The sequence below is a fragment of the Streptomyces sp. NRRL F-5123 genome, from assembly GCF_000721495.1.
In the GTDB taxonomy this organism is placed as follows: domain Bacteria; phylum Actinomycetota; class Actinomycetes; order Streptomycetales; family Streptomycetaceae; genus Actinacidiphila.
Genome location: NZ_JOHY01000008.1, coordinates 115,133 through 128,939 on the forward strand (window position 1 = coordinate 115,133; position 13,807 = coordinate 128,939).

The 13,807-nt window shown below is 72.6% G+C and carries 13 protein-coding genes; 10 read left to right on the forward strand and 3 right to left on the reverse strand.

The genetic code is table 11. The features are described from left to right. Positions 1–171: 171 nt before the first annotated feature. Complete coding sequence (locus tag IH54_RS0110105) at positions 172–1,221, forward strand: LLM class F420-dependent oxidoreductase (protein WP_031515040.1); 1,050 nt, start codon at positions 172–174, stop codon at positions 1,219–1,221. 25 nt (positions 1,222–1,246) lie between these two features. On the opposite strand, the gene IH54_RS0110110 is transcribed toward IH54_RS0110105, so the two are convergent. Further along, positions 1,247–1,858, reverse strand: a complete 612-nt coding sequence (locus tag IH54_RS0110110) for a hypothetical protein (protein WP_043180465.1) — start codon at positions 1,856–1,858, stop codon at positions 1,247–1,249. 222 nt (positions 1,859–2,080) lie between these two features. On the opposite strand from IH54_RS0110110, the gene IH54_RS0110115 reads away from it, so the two are divergent. The 4 genes from IH54_RS0110115 to mshC all read left to right on the forward strand — a co-directional run bounded on the left by IH54_RS0110115 (position 2,081) and on the right by mshC (position 5,756). Continuing rightward, positions 2,081–2,782 carry a histidine phosphatase family protein gene (locus IH54_RS0110115; protein ID WP_031515044.1) on the forward strand — a complete coding sequence of 234 codons (702 nt, stop codon included), beginning with the start codon at positions 2,081–2,083 and terminating at the stop codon, positions 2,780–2,782. 177 nt (positions 2,783–2,959) lie between these two features. Beyond that, positions 2,960–3,550: a DUF3090 domain-containing protein gene (locus IH54_RS0110120; protein ID WP_031515046.1), complete on the forward strand. Its 591-nt coding sequence runs from the start codon at positions 2,960–2,962 to the stop codon at positions 3,548–3,550. Next, positions 3,514–4,395, forward strand: coding sequence for an SCO1664 family protein (locus IH54_RS0110125; RefSeq protein WP_031515048.1), 882 nt, complete (start codon positions 3,514–3,516; stop codon positions 4,393–4,395). The genes IH54_RS0110120 and IH54_RS0110125 overlap by 37 nt, the downstream gene beginning before the upstream one ends. 131 nt (positions 4,396–4,526) lie before the next feature. Beyond that, entirely contained in the window at positions 4,527–5,756 is a 1,230-nt protein-coding gene (mshC, locus tag IH54_RS0110130) for a cysteine--1-D-myo-inosityl 2-amino-2-deoxy-alpha-D-glucopyranoside ligase (RefSeq protein WP_031515050.1), read from the forward strand. A gap of 174 nt (positions 5,757–5,930) precedes the next feature. Here the strand turns inward: mshC and IH54_RS45445 are convergent, their stop codons facing one another. After that, positions 5,931–6,200 (reverse strand): DNA-binding response regulator, encoded by a 270-nt coding sequence (locus tag IH54_RS45445; protein WP_159011770.1) that lies wholly within the window; start codon positions 6,198–6,200, stop codon positions 5,931–5,933. 231 nt (positions 6,201–6,431) lie between these two features. Beyond that, positions 6,432–7,478, reverse strand: a complete 1,047-nt coding sequence (locus IH54_RS0110140; protein WP_078862075.1) for a PAC2 family protein — start codon at positions 7,476–7,478, stop codon at positions 6,432–6,434. Positions 7,479–7,804: 326 nt separating this feature from the next. Between IH54_RS0110140 and IH54_RS0110145 the strand changes: the two genes are divergently transcribed. The 5 genes from IH54_RS0110145 to IH54_RS0110165 all read left to right on the forward strand — a co-directional run bounded on the left by IH54_RS0110145 (position 7,805) and on the right by IH54_RS0110165 (position 13,760). Continuing rightward, complete coding sequence (locus IH54_RS0110145) at positions 7,805–9,130, forward strand: L-fuconate dehydratase (RefSeq protein ID WP_031515054.1); 1,326 nt, start codon at positions 7,805–7,807, stop codon at positions 9,128–9,130. Beyond that, positions 9,127–9,924: an SDR family NAD(P)-dependent oxidoreductase gene (locus tag IH54_RS0110150; protein ID WP_031515057.1), complete on the forward strand. Its 798-nt coding sequence runs from the start codon at positions 9,127–9,129 to the stop codon at positions 9,922–9,924. The genes IH54_RS0110145 and IH54_RS0110150 overlap by 4 nt, the downstream gene beginning before the upstream one ends. A gap of 153 nt (positions 9,925–10,077) precedes the next feature. After that, entirely contained in the window at positions 10,078–11,115 is a 1,038-nt protein-coding gene (locus IH54_RS0110155) for a sugar ABC transporter substrate-binding protein (protein WP_031515059.1), read from the forward strand. Positions 11,116–11,121: 6 nt separating this feature from the next. Continuing rightward, on the forward strand, positions 11,122–12,726 hold the full coding sequence (locus tag IH54_RS0110160; protein ID WP_052397272.1) for a sugar ABC transporter ATP-binding protein: 1,605 nt from the start codon (positions 11,122–11,124) through the stop codon (positions 12,724–12,726). Further along, a complete protein-coding gene (locus IH54_RS0110165) occupies positions 12,723–13,760 on the forward strand; it encodes an ABC transporter permease (protein WP_031515063.1) in 1,038 nt (345 codons plus the stop codon). The genes IH54_RS0110160 and IH54_RS0110165 overlap by 4 nt, the downstream gene beginning before the upstream one ends. The last annotated feature ends 47 nt before the right edge of the window (positions 13,761–13,807 follow it).

Here is a 13,807-nt window from a genome sequence, read left to right on the forward strand (position 1 = left end):
TGGCGGCCGCGCGCGCTACAGTCCGGTGGAGCACCGACGTTACCGACCAGTACGAACGTTCGGCGCCGCACCGGCACGTACGACCGACCACGTACGACCACGCCTGACTGCGTACGACCGGGTACGGCCACGTACCACCACGTGCGCCACCGACCAGCTCAAGGGAGAACCATGAAGCTCGGGATCAACCTCGGCTACTGGGGTGCCGGCATGGACGCGGACAACCTCGCCGTCGCCCAGGAGGCCGACCGGCTCGGCTACTCCGTGTGCTGGGCCGCCGAGGCCTACGGCTCCGACGGGCCGACGGTGCTGTCCTGGGTGGCGGCGCAGACCGAGCGGATCGACGTCGGCTCGGCCATCTTCCAGATCCCGGCCCGCACCCCGGCGATGACGGCGATGACCGCCGCGACCCTGGACTCGCTGTCCGGCGGACGCTTCCGCCTCGGCCTCGGGGTGTCGGGACCGCAGGTCTCCGAGGGCTGGTACGGCGTCAAGTTCGACAAGCCGCTGTCCCGCACCCGCGAGTACGTCGAGATCGTCCGCAAGGCCATGGCCCGCGAGCGGCTGGCGTACGAGGGCGAGCACTGGACCCTGCCGCTGCCCGGCGGCCCGGGCAAGCCCATCAAGCTCACCGTGCACCCGCAGCGCGAGCACATCCCGCTCTACATCGCCGCGATCGGCCCGAAGAACCTGGAGCAGACCGGTGAGATCGCCGACGGCGCCCTGCTGATCTTCCCGTCCGCCGCGCATCTGGAGGACACCGCGCTGCGCCACATCCGGGCCGGCCGCGCCAAGGCCGGGCTGACGCTGGACGGCTTCGACGTGTGCCCGACGCTGCCGCTCGCGGTCGGCGACGACGTGGCCGCGCTGGCCGACGTCTTCCGCCCGTACACCGCGCTGTACGTCGGCGGCATGGGCAGCCGCAAGCAGAACTTCTACAACCAGCTCGCCCGGCGCATGGGCTACGAGCGCGAGGCGGCCGAGATCCAGGACAAGTACCTGGCCGGCGACAAGGACGGGGCCGCGGCTGCGGTGCCGCAGCAGCTGATCGACTCCACGTGCCTGCTCGGCCCGGTCGAGCGGATCGCCGACGGCATGCGGGCGTACGCCGACGCGGGCGTCACGACGCTGACCCTCGCCCCCGCGGGCTTCACACTGGAGGACAGGGTCGCCGGGCTGCGGGCGGGCGTCGCCGCCCTGGAGCGCGCCGGACTGGCGTGACGCCGGGCCGGCACGCGGCGGCCGATCAGCCCGGTACGAGCCGGCCGAGCAGCCGGCCGAAGTCGATCAGCCGGGCTATCTGCCCCGCGCCGCCGTCGTCCAGCGACTTGCTGAAGCGGAAGGCCTCGGGCCGGAATTTCGCCGAGGCCACCGGCAGCGCCGAGTCCGGATCGGCCGCGACCGCGCTCAGCTCGTGCGGCATCGCGGTGGCCAGCACCAGGTAGACCCCGCGGTCCACGCGCCGCCCGAGGTCGTCGCGGCCGACCAGGGTGCGCATCCCGACGTGCCCGATCGCCTCCAGCGGCAGCACCTGCACGGACGAGTCCAGCACCGTGCCGCCCGGCGCGGAGGCGTCGGCCAGCTCCTCGCTGTGCCACAGGATGAGCCGCCGCCCGTCGCACACCGCGGCCTCCTGCCACACCGACGCCCCGGCCTCGGTCAGGTCCACCACCCGCTCCAGCGTGAAGCCCCGCACCCGGCGGCGGCCCAGCACTCCCGTGATGGCGTCCATGGCGACGTCCGCGTGCAGGAAGTAGACCCCGGCGGCGTCCTCCAGCCGACCGTACGGCGACCAGTCGGTGCCGGCGGTGTGGCTCCCGCCGGCAGCCGGGCGGCTCCTCGTCGCCTTGCTGAACATCTCCACCCGCTTCGCGATACGGCTCCCGGGGCCCCCTCGACCCCTGCTGCACCTTACCGAGGGGGCGGGACACCCGGACCTATACCGGAGCGGGCGGATCCGGCGAATCCTGCGGGAGGCGCGCCGAAAACCGCGGCCGTGGTGGGGGCTCGGGGGGATCATCCCCGCCACGGCCGTCGTCCAGCACAACGGACGCCACCGGAAAGGGTTACGGTGGCGCACATGCCTACCGCGATCCTTGTCCGGCACGGCCGGTCCACCGCCAACACCCAGGGTGTGCTGGCCGGCTGGACCCCGGGCGTCGCCCTCGACGACACCGGAAGGGCGCAGGCCACCGCGCTCGCCGCACGGCTCGCCGCGCTGCCGCTGACCGCCGTGGTGTGCAGCCCGCTGCAGCGCTGCCAGGAGACGGTGCGTCCGCTGCTGGAGACCAGCACCGGGCTGCCGCTGCACACCGACGACCGGGTCGGTGAGTGCCACTACGGCGACTGGACCGGCCGCAAGCTCGCCGAGCTGGCCGACCAGCCCCTGTGGACGACCGTGCAACGGCACCCGTCGGCCGCGGTCTTCCCCGGCCCCGAGGGCGAGTCGCTGCGCGCCATGCAGGCCCGCGCGGTCGACGCCGTCCGCGACTGGAACGCGCGGATCGAGGCCGAGCACGGCCCGGACGCGCTGTACGTGGTCTGCTCGCACGGCGACATCATCAAGTCGCTCGCCGCCGACGCCCTCGGCATGCACCTCGACCTCTTCCAGCGGATCAGCACCGAGCCGTGCTCGGTGACCGCCATCCGCTACACCCCGCACCGCCCCTTCCTGCTGCGCCTGGGCGACACCGGCGACCTGGGGGCGCTCGCCCCGCCGCCCGCGCCGCCCGGCGGCAACACCGCCGACGCGGTGGTCGGCGGCTCCACGGGCGCCCCGTGATCAGCTTCCGCAGTAGGGTGGTGGCGGATGCGGGTGCGCGGTGAGCACCACCGCGTACGCCGTCCGTGCCGCACCCGCCGCGTACCGCCGCCGCCCCGCGGCACAGCCCCACCGCGGTGTCGGAGCCATCCGGCGTCACCGCCTCACCGCCCCACAGCCGAGCAAACGGAGCAGGACGTGCCCCGCCAGGTCTTCTTCTACGAGCACCCGGACCGTTTCGTGGCCGGTACGGTCGGCCAGCCGGGTCAGCGTACGTTCTTCCTGCAGGCCACGGCCAAGGGCAGGACGACCAGCGTGGCCCTGGAGAAGACCCAGGTGGCCGCGCTCGCCGAGCGGATCGACGAGCTGCTGGACGAGGTCGTGCGGCGCAGCGGCGGCAACGCCCCGGTGCCCGCGGTCGCGCCGACCGAGCTGTCCGACACCGCACCGCTGGACGTGCCGGTCGAGGAGGAGTTCCGGGTCGGGACCATGGCCCTGGCCTGGGACGGCGCGCACGACCGCATGGTCATCGAGGCGCAGGCGCTGGTCGAGCTGAGCGGCGAGGACGAGGAGGACCTCGAGGCGGCCGAGGAGCAGATGCTCCAGGACGAGGAGAACGGCCCGCCGCTGCTGCGGGTGCTGCTCACCGGCGCCCAGGCCCGTTCCTTCGCCAAACGCGCCCTGGACGTGGTGTCCGCGGGCCGCCCGCCGTGCCCGCTGTGCAGCCTGCCCCTGGATCCGGAAGGACACGTATGCCCGCGTCAGAACGGGTACCGGAGGTCGGCCTGAGCGCCGCCCCCGCGGCGCTGACCCTGCTGACCCTGCTGTCGGAGGGGGAGCTGACCGTACGCGGCCGGGTCCGCGACGCGTCGAACGCGGTGCTCTACTGCGAGGCCGCCCACCAGGGCGTGACGGCCGCGTGCGTCTACAAGCCGGTCGCGGGGGAGCGCCCGCTGTGGGACTTCCCCGACGGCACGCTGGCGCAGCGCGAAGTGGCCGCCTTCCTGGTGTCCGAGGCGACCGGCTGGGGCCTGGTGCCGCCCACGGTGCTGCGCGACGGCCCGTACGGCGAGGGCATGGTGCAGCTGTGGATCGACCCCGCGGCGGACGGTGACGCGGACGGCGACGGCAGCGGCGACGACGGCGGCAGTGGGGGGCCCGCGCTGCTGGCCCTCACCGAGGACACCGAGCCGGCCCCGGGCTGGAAGGCCGTGGTCGAGGCCGAGGTGGGCGAGGGCCGCACCGCGCTGCTGGTGCACGCCGACGACGACCGGCTGCGCCGCCTCGCGGTGCTGGACGCGGTGATCAACAACGCCGACCGCAAGGGCGGCCATCTGCTGCCCGCCCCGGACGGAAAGCTCTACGGCATCGACCACGGTGTCACCTTCCACACCGAGGACAAGCTGCGCACCCTGCTGTGGGGCTGGGCGGGCGAGCCGCTGCCCGCGGAGGCGGTGGCGGCCCTGGAGGGCCTCACGGCGGCGCTGGACGGCGAGCTGGGCGTACGGCTGGGCCCGCTCATCACCGCGGCCGAGATCGGCGCGCTGCGGGCCCGGGTGGCGCGATTGCTGGAGACCGGCATCCACCCTTTGCCGGGGGGCGGCTGGCCCTCCATACCGTGGCCCCCGGTCTGACCGGCGGCAGCCCCCGTGCGGCCGTGACCGTTGGGGCGAGCGGGCCGCACGGGGGCCGAAACGGCTGCTCGCGCAGGTAAACGTGCTGCTCCCGCTCGTTCGGCCCGCGGGCGGAAGGTTAATCTCATTTCATGCATGCCTGGCCCGCTTCCGACGTCCCTGCCCTCCCGGGCACTGGACGCGCACTCCGTCTCCACGACTCCGCGACCGGTGGCCTGGTGGCCGTCGAGCCCGGACCGGTCGCCCGCCTCTACGTCTGCGGCATCACGCCGTACGACGCCACCCACCTGGGGCACGCGGCCACCTACAACGCGTTCGACCTCGTCCAGCGCGTGTGGCTCGACACGAAGCACCAGGTCCAGTACGTGCAGAACGTCACGGACGTCGACGATCCGCTGCTGGAGCGCGCCAACGCCACCGGCGACGACTGGACGGCGCTCGCCGAGCGTGAGACCGCGCTCTTCCGCGAGGACATGACCGCGCTGCGGATGCTGCCGCCTGCGCACTACATCGGCGCCGTCGAGGCCATCCCGCGCATCGTGCCGCTCATCGAGCGGCTGCGCGAGGCCGGCGCGGCCTACGACCTCGACGGCGACACGTACTTCTCGGTCGACTGCGACCCGCACTTCGGCTCCGTCTCCGGCTTCGACGCCACCGTCATGCGCGCGCTGTCCGCCGAACGCGGCGGCGATCCGGAGCGCCCCGGCAAGAAGAACCCGCTCGACCCCATGCTGTGGATGGCCGCCCGCCCGGGCGAGCCCAGCTGGGACGGCGCGTCGCTGGGCGCGGGGCGCCCCGGCTGGCACATCGAGTGCGTCGCCATCGCCCTGGAGCACCTCGGCATGGGCTTCGACGTCCAGGGCGGCGGCTCCGACCTGGTCTTCCCGCACCACGAGATGGGCGCCTCGCACGCCCAGGTGCTCACCGGCGACTACCCCTACGCCAAGGCGTACGTGCACGCCGGAATGGTCGCGCTGAACGGCGAGAAGATGTCGAAGTCCAAGGGCAACCTGGTCTTCGTGTCGGCGCTGCGGCGCGCGGGCGTCGACCCCGCCGCCATCCGGCTGGCGCTGCTCGCCCACCACTACCGCTCCGACTGGGAGTGGACGGACGCGGTGCTGGAGCAGGCGCAGGAGCGGCTGGACCGCTGGCGCGCCGCGGTCTCGCGGCCGGACGGGCCGTCCGCCGAGGCGCTGGTGGACGAGATCCGTACCGCGCTCGCGGACGACCTGGACGCCCCGGCCGCGCTGGCCGCCGTCGACGCCTGGGCCGCGCGGCAGCAGGCGGCGGGCGGCACCGACACCGGGGCGCCGGGCCTGGTCTCGCGCGCGGTGGACGCGCTGCTCGGGGTGGCGCTCTGACGCCGGTCGGGACTGCGTCCTGACCGCCGGGCCCTGACCGCGGGGGCCCGGCGGTCACAGCACTGGAAGCGAAGGAGGGGCGGCACCGCCGGTGTGCGGTGCCGCCCCTCTCTTTCCTGCTCCGGGGTCCCCCCATTCCCCCCCGGCTCGGACGCCCCCCCGCGCCCGGGTCTGTTACGTGAAGGTGCTCGCGGCGGCCGTACCGCCGAGGTCGGCCGCATGCCCGGGCAGTTCCCGGGCCGCCAGCAGGTTGAGTTCCGCGACTTTCAATCCCAGTGCGAAGCGGCCGGAGACGCCGAGACTGTCCATCATGTGGCAAATCCGCCGCTGGATGGTCCGATGACCGCGCGAGAGTTTTCTCCCGATAGTGGCGTCGGACAACCCTTCACGCATTAATGCCAGAATTCGGAAATCTACGTCGTCCATACATTCGTCGATTACCATGATCCCCCCCCGGGGAAGGTATGCCAACGTGATGGATCACATGCTAACCGGCGACAGTTCCCCTGCGCAACTAACATTCCGTAAATGCAGGTGGCCGTACCGCGCACGGGGTCCGTCCGTGCGCCGCGGGGTCCGGCGGCCGACCCCCACAGCGTGGCAGGTGCCGGACGTACGCGCTTTGGCGCGGCGTGTCCGGCTCTTGACGATCCGTTGCCCGTCGCGGTCCGCGGGCTACTCCGGGTCGGCCCCGGTGCCGTCGCCGGAGTCGTCCCCGTCGCCGTCGGTGCCGTCGTCCGGGTCCCCGGTGTTCTCGTTCTTCCCTTCCGCGTTTCCCGCCTGCCCCTCGGTGTTTCGCGGCTCCTCCGAACGCTGCGGCCGACCGAGGTCGCGGAATTGCGGGACGCCGTCGCCGCCTTCGCTCGCGTAGTCACCGGGCTGCGGGTCGCGGCGTCTCAGATAGCGCTCGAATTCCCGTGCGATGGCCTCGCCCGACGCCTCCGGCAATTCCGCGGTGTCGCGCGCTTCCTCCAGCGTCTGCACGTATTCGGCGACCTCGCTGTCCTCGGCGGCCAGCTGGTCGACCCCGACCTGCCAGGCCCGCGCGTCCTCGGGCAGCTCGCCCTGCGGGATACGCAGGTCCAGCAGGTCCTCCAGGCGGTTGAGCAGCGCAAGGGTGGCTTTGGGGTTGGGCGGTTGGGACACGTAGTGCGGCACCGCGGCCCACAGGCTGACGGCGGGCACCCCGGCGTGCGTGCAGGCCTCCTGGAGGATGCCGACGATGCCCGTGGGGCCCTCGTACCGGGACTCCTCCAGGTCGAGCGCGGTGGCCAGGTCCGGGTCCGAGGTGACGCCGGTGACCGGGACGGGACGGGTGTGCGGGGTGTCGCCGAGCAGCGCGCCCAGCACCACGACCATTTCCACGCCCAGCTCGTGCGCGAAGCCCAGCAGTTCGTTGCAGAACGTCCGCCAGCGCATGCTGGGTTCGATGCCGCGGATCAGGACCAGGTCGCGCGGCTTGGGGGACTGGACCCTGGCCACCGACAGCCGGGTGGTCGGCCAGGTGATCCGCCGGACGCCGTCCTCCATCCACACGGTGGGGCGGTTGACCTGGAAGTCGTAGTAGTCCTCGGCGTCCAGCGCGGCGAAGACCTCGCCCTTGAACTCCCGGTCCAGATGGGCCACCGCGGTGGAGGCTGCGTCCCCGGCGTCGTTCCAGCCCTCGAACGCCGCCACCATGACCGGATCGATCAGCTCGGGTACCCCCTCAAGCTCGATCACCCGGCGCCTCCTTCCGGCCGGCGGGGCCGTGCGGCCCCGATCCGGCGCTGCTCTCACTTGCTCGTCACGTGCGCCACCAGCCTACGTGCCCGGGCCCGCGCGGACGGCGGTCCCGCCGTTGTGGGGGCGTTACCGGGGCGGCGGTGCGGGCGACGGCGGGGGCCGCCCGGCGGCTGCCGGAAGGCCCGCGAAGGCCACGCAGGTGAGACCTGGAGACATCCGATCTGTATCAACAACTTCGCCCCGCCCTCTGGACGGGCACCCGGCACCCCCGCTATACATCGGATCACCAAGAAAAGATCCGATGTCTCGCGACGGGAGTGTGCATGAGTCCGACCATTACCGAGGTCGACGTGTACGACGTCCGCTTTCCGACCTCGGAGCAGCTCGACGGCTCGGACGCCATGAACCCCGACCCCGACTACTCCGCCGCCTACGTCGTACTGCGTACCGACGACCCCGGCGACCTCGCGGGGTACGGCCTGTGCTTCACCATCGGCCGGGGCAACGACGTCGTCGCCGCCGCGATCGAGGCGCTGCGACCCTACGTCGTCGGCCGCTCGGTGGCCAGTGTCACGGGCGACCTCGGCGCCTTCTACCGGCTGCTCACCCATGACTCGCAACTGCGCTGGCTCGGCCCCGAGAAGGGGGTGATGCACATGGCCGCGGGGGCGGTGGTCAACGCCGCCTGGGACCTCGCCGCACGCGAGGCCGGGAAGCCGGTGTGGGCGCTGCTCGCCTCCATGAGCCCCGAGCAGCTCGTCGACCTCGTCGACTTCCGCTACCTCAGCGACGCGCTGACCCGCGACGAGGCGCTGGACATCCTGCGCCGCGCCGAACCGGGCCGCGCCGCCCGCGCGGAGACCCTGCGCAAGGAGGGCTACCCGGCGTACACCACCGAGCCCGGCTGGCTCGGCTACTCCGACGAGAAGCTCACCCGGCTCGCCAAGGAGGCGGTCGCCGCCGGGTTCGGCCAGATCAAACTGAAGGTCGGCGCCGACCTTCAGGACGACCTGCGGCGGATGCGGCTGGCCCGTGACGCCGTCGGCCCGGACATCCGCATCGCGGTCGACGCCAACCAGCGCTGGGACGTCGCCGAGGCCCTGGACTGGATGGCGGCGCTGGCGCCGTACGACCCCTACTGGATAGAGGAGCCCACCAGCCCCGACGACGTCCTCGCGCACGCCGCGGTGCGCGCCGGGCAGCCCGTCCGGGTCGCCACCGGCGAGCACGTCGCCAACCGCGTGGTCTTCAAGCAGCTGCTGCAGGCCGGTGCGGTGGACTTCGTCCAGATCGACGCCGCCCGCGTGGCGGGTGTCAACGAGAACCTGGCGATCCTGCTGCTGGCCGCCAAGTTCGGCGTCCCGGTCTGCCCGCACGCGGGCGGGGTGGGTCTGTGCGAGCTGGTCCAGCACCTGGCGATGTTCGACTACGTCGCGGTCTCCGGCAGCCTCGAAGGCCGCGTCATCGAGTACGTACCGCATCTGCACGAGCACTTCGTCGACCCCGCCGCCGTCGAGAACGGCCGCTACGTCGCCCCCACGGCGCCGGGATTCTCGGCCCGTATGGTTCCCGAAACGCTCACGGAGTACCGCTACCCCGACGGGCCCGTGTGGCAGGCGCGCGCCCAGCGACAGGAGTTCACCCGATGACCGACGGCACCACCACTTCCGCACCCCTCCAGGACTTCGCCGGCCTGACCGCCCTGGTCACCGGCGGCGCCTCCGGCATCGGTGCGGCGACCGCCGCCCTGCTCACCGCGCGCGGGGCCCGCGTGGCCGTGCTGGACCGCGACCCGTCCGGCGCCCCCGAGGGCTGCCTGCCGGTCGCCGCCGACGTCACCGACGACGCCGCCGTGCGCGCCGCCGTCGAGGAGGCGGTACGCGAGCTGGGCGGCCTGCACGTCCTGGTGAGCAACGCCGGTATCGGCGCCATCGGCACCGTCGAGGACAACGCGGACGACGAGTGGTCGCGGGTGCTGGACGTCAACGTCCTCGGCATGGTCCGCACCGCCCGCGCCGCGCTCCCGCACCTGCGCCGGGCGGCCGCCGCACGCCCCGGCACCGCGTCGATCACCCACACCTGCTCCATAGCCGCGACCGCGGGGCTGCCGCAGCGCGCCGTGTACAGCGCGAGCAAGGGCGCGGTCCTCTCGCTGACACTGGCGATGGCCGCGGACCACGTACGCGAGGGCATACGCGTCAACTGCGTCAATCCCGGGACTGCCGACACCCCGTGGATCGGCCGGCTGCTCGACCAGGCCGGGGACCCCGCCGCCGAGCGCGCCGCCCTCAACGCCCGGCAGCCGATGGGCCGGCTGGTGACCGCCGACGAGGTCGCCGCCGCCATCGCCTACCTGGCGAGCCCCGCGGCCGCCGGTGTCACCGGCACCGCCCTGGCCGTGGACGGCGGAATGCAGGGACTGCGGGTGCGCCCCGCCAACTGACCGGCGCACACCACCGCCGGCCGGAGCACCCCGGCCGGCACCGCACCACCGGGCACGACCTCGTACCACCGGCACCACCGCACCACCCACCGGCACCACCGCACCACCCGCACCACCCCGAGCCGACACACACCCGAAGGGCAGAACTCGACGATGAGACTGCGCAAGACGACCGTTGCCGCCCTCACGGCGCTTCTCGCGGTCACCGCGCTCGCCGGCTGCAACAGAGGCAGCGACGACAAGGCCGGCAGCTCCGGCAAGGTGGGCATCGACCTGCCGCGCTCCGACACCGACTTCTGGAACTCCTACAACAGCTACATAGAGAAGGACCTCAAGAGCGAAGGCGTCTCCGCCCTGCCCCGCACCAACTCGCAGAACGACATCGGCAAGCTCGTCGCCAACGTCCAGACCTTCACCGACCAGGGTGCCAAGGCCGTCGTGATGGCCCCGCAGGACACCGGCGCCGTCGCCTCAACGCTGGACAAGCTGGCCGGCAAGAAGATCCCGGTGATCAGCGTCGACACCCGCCCCGACAAGGGCAAGGTCTACATGGTCGTGCGCGCCGACAACAAGGCGTACGGCTCCAACGCGTGCGAGTACCTGGGCAAGCAGCTCGGGGGCAAGGGCAAGGTCGTCGAGTTCGAGGGCGCGCTCGACTCCATCAACGGCCGCGACCGCTCCGAGGCGTTCGCGTCCTGCATGAAGAGCAAGTACCCGGGCATCAAGGTCATCGCGCTCGCGACCGACTGGAAGGGCGAGGTCGCCTCGGCGAAGCTGCAGACCACGCTCGCCTCCGACCCGGACGTCAACGGCATCTACATGCAGGCCGGCGGGGCCTTCCTGCAGCCGACGCTCGCCCTGCTGGAGCAGAAGCACCTGCTCAAGCCGCCGGGCACGCCGGGCCACATCACGATCATCTCCAACGACGGCATCCCGGACGAGTTCAAGGCCATCAAGGAGGGGAAGATCGACGCCACGATCTCCCAGCCGGCCGACCTCTACGCCAAGTACGCGCTCTACTACGCCAAGGCCGCGCTCGCCGGGCAGACCTTCAAGCCCGGCCCGACCGACCACGGCTCCACCATCATCGCCATCCCCAACGGCCTGGAGGACCAGCTCCCGGCGCCGCTGGTGACCAAGGACAACGTGGACGACCCGAACCTGTGGGCCAACCAGCTCGGGAAGAGCTGAGCGCGGATGAGCAACGCATCGACGCCCTCCACCCCGTCCACCTCCTCCGCACCGCCCGCGGTGCACGCCGAGGGCATCGTCATGCGCTTCGGCCCGACCGTGGCGCTGGACCGGGTGGGCATCACCGTGGCGGTCGGCGACTCGCACGCGCTGGTCGGCCGCAACGGTGCGGGCAAGTCCACGCTGGTGTCGGTGCTGACCGGGCTGCACGCCCCCGACGCGGGCCGGGTCGCCTTCCTCGGCGAACCCGCACCCGCCGCCGGGGACACCGCCGCCTGGCAGTCCAAGGTCGCCTGCGTCTACCAGAAGTCCATGGTCGTCCCCGAACTGACGGTCGCCGAGAACCTGTTCCTCAACCGCTTCGGACGCGGCCGGATCCGCTGGCCGAAGCTGCGCGCCGACGCCGCCGCGCTGCTCGCCGAATACGGCGTGGACGTCGACCCCGCCACCCGCGCCGCCGACCTCACCGTGGAGCAGAGGCAGTTCGTGGAGATCGCGCGAGCGCTCTCGTTCGGCGCCCGCTTCATCATCCTCGACGAGCCCACCGCGCAGCTGGACGCGTCCGGCATCGACCGGCTGTTCACCAAGCTGCGCGAACTCCAGCAGCAGGGCGTCGCGTTCCTCTTCATCTCGCACCACCTGCAGGAGGTCTACGACCTGTGCAGCACCGTCACGGTCTACCGCGACGCCCGCCACATCCTCACCTCGCCCGTCGCGGAGCTGGGGAAGGCGGACCTCGTGGCGGCGATGACGGGCGAGGCGGCGCAGGGCGCGACGAACTGGCACGCGGCGTCCGGCCTCGTCAAGGAGGAAGGCGGCAAGGGCCGCGACGGCGCAACCGGCGAAGGCTCCGGCGGCGAACCCGTGCTGCGCGCCGCGGGACTGGAGCTGGAGGGCGTCTTCGAGCCCATCGACTTCGCGGTGCGGGCCGGCGAGGTCCTGGGCCTGGCCGGCGCCACCGCGAGCGGCAACACCGCACTCGGCGAGACCCTCGTCGGCCTGCGCAGGGCCACCGGCGGCACCACCGCGGTGGCCGGCACGGTGGTGCGGCCCGGCAGCGTGCCGCACGCGCTGAACGCCGGGATCGGCTACGTCCCCGAGGACCGGCACCGGCAGGGGCTCGTCCTCGGGCGCAGCGTCGCCGAGAACGCCACCCTCACGGTGACCGACCAGCTCGGCCCGTACGGCACCGTGCTGCCCTCGCGGACCCGGAGCTTCGCCCAGCGGATGATCGACTCGCTGGACATCAAGACCTCCGGGCCCGCGCAGCCGGTGTCCGACCTGTCGGGCGGCAACCAGCAGAAGGTCGTCATCGCGCGGGCGCTGGCCCGCGACCCGCGGGTGCTGGTGGCGATCCGGCCCACCGCGGGCGTCGACGTCAAGTCGAAGGACTCGCTGCTCGGCGTGGTCCGCGGGGTCGCCGAGCGCGGCGACGCGGCCGTCGTCGTCTCCGACGAACTCGACGACCTGCGGGTCTGCGACCGGGTGATCGCGCTCTTCCACGGACGGGTGATCGCGGAGTTCGGCAGCGGATGGAGCGACCGGGACCTCGTCTCGGCGATGGAAGGGCTGCCCGCGGGTGCGGGCGGCGACAAGGGAGCCGAGGAATGAGCGAGACCACCCAGTTGACCGCCGACGCGGCGGTGTCCGGCAAGACCCGCACCGCGGCGCCGCGCTTCCGGTTCGCCCGCTACCGGGACCTGTCGCTGATACCCGTCATCTTCGTGCTGGGCGTCATCGGCTTCATCGTCTCGCCGGTCTTCCTGACGTCCGACAACCTGATCGGCGTGCTCCAGCAGAGCAGCGAGCTGAGCCTGCTGGTGCTCGCCGAGGCGATGATCCTGATCTGCGGCCGGATGGACCTGTCGCTGGAGTCCACCATCGGCGTGGCACCCGTCATCGCGATGTGGCTGGTGATGCCCAGCAGCGGCCCGGCGACCTTCCACGGCATCGGGCTCTTCCCGACCTGGTCCTCGATCCCGGTGTGCCTGGTGGTCGGCCTGCTGATCGGCGCTGTCAACGGCTTCCTGATCCTGAAACTGCGGGTCAACGGCTTCATCGCCACGCTCGGCATGCTCACCATGCTGCGCGGCCTCCAGGACGGCGTCGCCCAGGGCAAGTCCATCGTCGCCGTGCCCGCGTCCTTCTCCTACCTCGGCAAGGCCGAGTGGATGGGGGCGCCCGCGGCGGTGTGGATCTGCCTGCTGCTGTTCGTCGTTGGCGGCCTCGCGCTCGGCTACCTGCGGCACGGCCGCGCCCTCTACGCGATCGGCGGCAACACCGAGGCGGCCCGCGCGGCCGGCATCCGGGTCGACCGCATCACCTGGATCGTGCTGGCGCTCGGCGGCCTCGTCGCCGCCTTCGCCGGCGTGCTCTACACCGGCCACTACGGGGCCATCTCCGCCACCCAGGGCGACGGCTGGATCTTCCAGGTCTTCGCCGCCACCGTCATCGGCGGGGTCAGCCTCAACGGCGGCCGGGGCACCCTCTTCGGCGCCCTGACCGGCGTCGTCAGCCTGCAACTGGTCGTGAACGTCACCACCCTCGGCGGTGTGCCGCCGCTGTGGGACAAGTTCCTCTACGGTGCCATCATCATCGTCGCCCTGATCATCTCCCGCTTCGCCAGCGGCGAGAAGCAGGACTGACACCACCGTCCCCCCGTCCCCTCCCCCTCCCGGCGCGCAGCCGGCCG

Coding starts and splice junctions, on each gene's coding strand:
- IH54_RS0110105 (WP_031515040.1), top strand. CDS start 172: ATGAAGCTCGGGATCAACCTCGGCTACTGGGGTGCCGGCATGGACGCG.
- IH54_RS0110110 (WP_043180465.1), bottom strand. CDS start 1,858: ATGTTCAGCAAGGCGACGAGGAGCCGCCCGGCTGCCGGCGGGAGCCAC.
- IH54_RS0110115 (WP_031515044.1), top strand. CDS start 2,081: ATGCCTACCGCGATCCTTGTCCGGCACGGCCGGTCCACCGCCAACACC.
- IH54_RS0110125 (WP_031515048.1), top strand. CDS start 3,514: ATGCCCGCGTCAGAACGGGTACCGGAGGTCGGCCTGAGCGCCGCCCCC.
- mshC (WP_031515050.1), top strand. CDS start 4,527: ATGCATGCCTGGCCCGCTTCCGACGTCCCTGCCCTCCCGGGCACTGGA.
- IH54_RS45445 (WP_159011770.1), bottom strand. CDS start 6,200: ATGGTAATCGACGAATGTATGGACGACGTAGATTTCCGAATTCTGGCA.
- IH54_RS0110145 (WP_031515054.1), top strand. CDS start 7,805: ATGAGTCCGACCATTACCGAGGTCGACGTGTACGACGTCCGCTTTCCG.
- IH54_RS0110150 (WP_031515057.1), top strand. CDS start 9,127: ATGACCGACGGCACCACCACTTCCGCACCCCTCCAGGACTTCGCCGGC.
- IH54_RS0110155 (WP_031515059.1), top strand. CDS start 10,078: ATGAGACTGCGCAAGACGACCGTTGCCGCCCTCACGGCGCTTCTCGCG.
- IH54_RS0110160 (WP_052397272.1), top strand. CDS start 11,122: ATGAGCAACGCATCGACGCCCTCCACCCCGTCCACCTCCTCCGCACCG.
- IH54_RS0110165 (WP_031515063.1), top strand. CDS start 12,723: ATGAGCGAGACCACCCAGTTGACCGCCGACGCGGCGGTGTCCGGCAAG.